This is a genomic window from Pseudolactococcus chungangensis CAU 28 = DSM 22330 (assembly GCF_002441885.1).
GTDB classification, from domain to species: domain Bacteria; phylum Bacillota; class Bacilli; order Lactobacillales; family Streptococcaceae; genus Pseudolactococcus; species Pseudolactococcus chungangensis.
Genome location: NZ_JXJT01000060.1, coordinates 1 through 1006 on the forward strand (window position 1 = coordinate 1; position 1006 = coordinate 1006).

The window sequence follows — 1006 nt, forward strand, 5'->3', positions numbered from 1 at the left end:
CGCCCTGTCACGGCGAAGATCGCGGGTTCAAGTCCCGTCGAGACCGTTAAAACATAAAACAATGTTTTAAAGCCACAAGGAATTGTGGTTACCAAGTATTGACTCGTTAGCTCAGTTGGTAGAGCAATTGACTTTTAATCAATGGGTCGCTGGTTCGAGCCCAGCACGGGTCATAAAGCGGATGTGGCGGAATTGGCAGACGCACTAGATTTAGGATCTAGCGCTTTACGGCGTGGGGGTTCAAGTCCCTTCATCCGCATTTTCCTTAATGAGGAGAATGCCTTAATCGGCTTAGCTCAGATGGTAGAGTTGAAAGCAGTGCTTTCATGTGGATAGAGAAAACGACGTTTTCTTCATCTCAGATACTCAACTGAGCAAGTCGGGCAAGAAGTCTTAGCCGGCTTAGCTCAGTTGGTAGAGCATCTGATTTGTAATCAGAGGGTCGCGTGTTCAAATCATGTAGCCGGCATTAATTGAATAAATAGATATGCGAAAGTAGTTCAGTGGTAGAACATCACCTTGCCAAGGTGGGGGTCGCGGGTTCGAACCCCGTCTTTCGCTTATGCTAGAGGTAAGCCGGGGTGGCGGAACTGGCAGACGCACAGGACTTAAAATCCTGCGAAGGGTGACCTTCGTACCGGTTCGATTCCGGTCCTCGGCATCGCTAGAGATAGCGGTGGATTTTACTTTAAGGAGCACCCTTGGCTCAACTGGATAGAGTACCTGACTACGAATCAGGCGGTTGCAGGTTCGAATCCTGCAGGGTGCATGGAAATTTCGGATCGTCAAAAGCTTGCTTTTGTGGAGCGTAGAAATTTTCATGTGAAATATGTTGTGATTGCGTAGCAATCCGAACGCAGTGAGCTTAACGAGAGTTAAGACAAACTATTTCACATATCAGGAAATGTGGTAAGCACATTAGAAGAAGATTCGGGAAGTAGCTCAGCTTGGTAGAGTACTTGGTTTGGGACCAAGGTGTCGCAGGTTCGAATCCTGTCTTCCCGAT

The 1006-nt window shown here is 47.7% G+C and carries 7 tRNA genes; all 7 read left to right on the plus strand.

Annotated features, from left to right (window positions below):
- The first annotated feature begins 100 nt into the window (after positions 1 to 100).
- Positions 101 to 173 (plus strand) — tRNA-Lys (locus RR45_RS10840).
- Positions 174 to 177: 4 nt separating this feature from the next.
- Positions 178 to 259 (plus strand) — tRNA-Leu (locus tag RR45_RS10845).
- A 137-nt stretch (positions 260 to 396) separates the two neighbouring features.
- Positions 397 to 469, plus strand: a tRNA-Thr gene (locus RR45_RS10850).
- 20 nt (positions 470 to 489) lie between these two features.
- Positions 490 to 561, plus strand: a tRNA-Gly gene (locus RR45_RS10855).
- A 14-nt stretch (positions 562 to 575) separates the two neighbouring features.
- Positions 576 to 661: transfer RNA gene (locus tag RR45_RS10860), tRNA-Leu, on the plus strand.
- A 34-nt stretch (positions 662 to 695) separates the two neighbouring features.
- Positions 696 to 769 (plus strand) — tRNA-Arg (locus RR45_RS10865).
- A gap of 162 nt (positions 770 to 931) precedes the next feature.
- Positions 932 to 1005: transfer RNA gene (locus RR45_RS10870), tRNA-Pro, on the plus strand.
- The last annotated feature ends 1 nt before the right edge of the window (position 1006 follow it).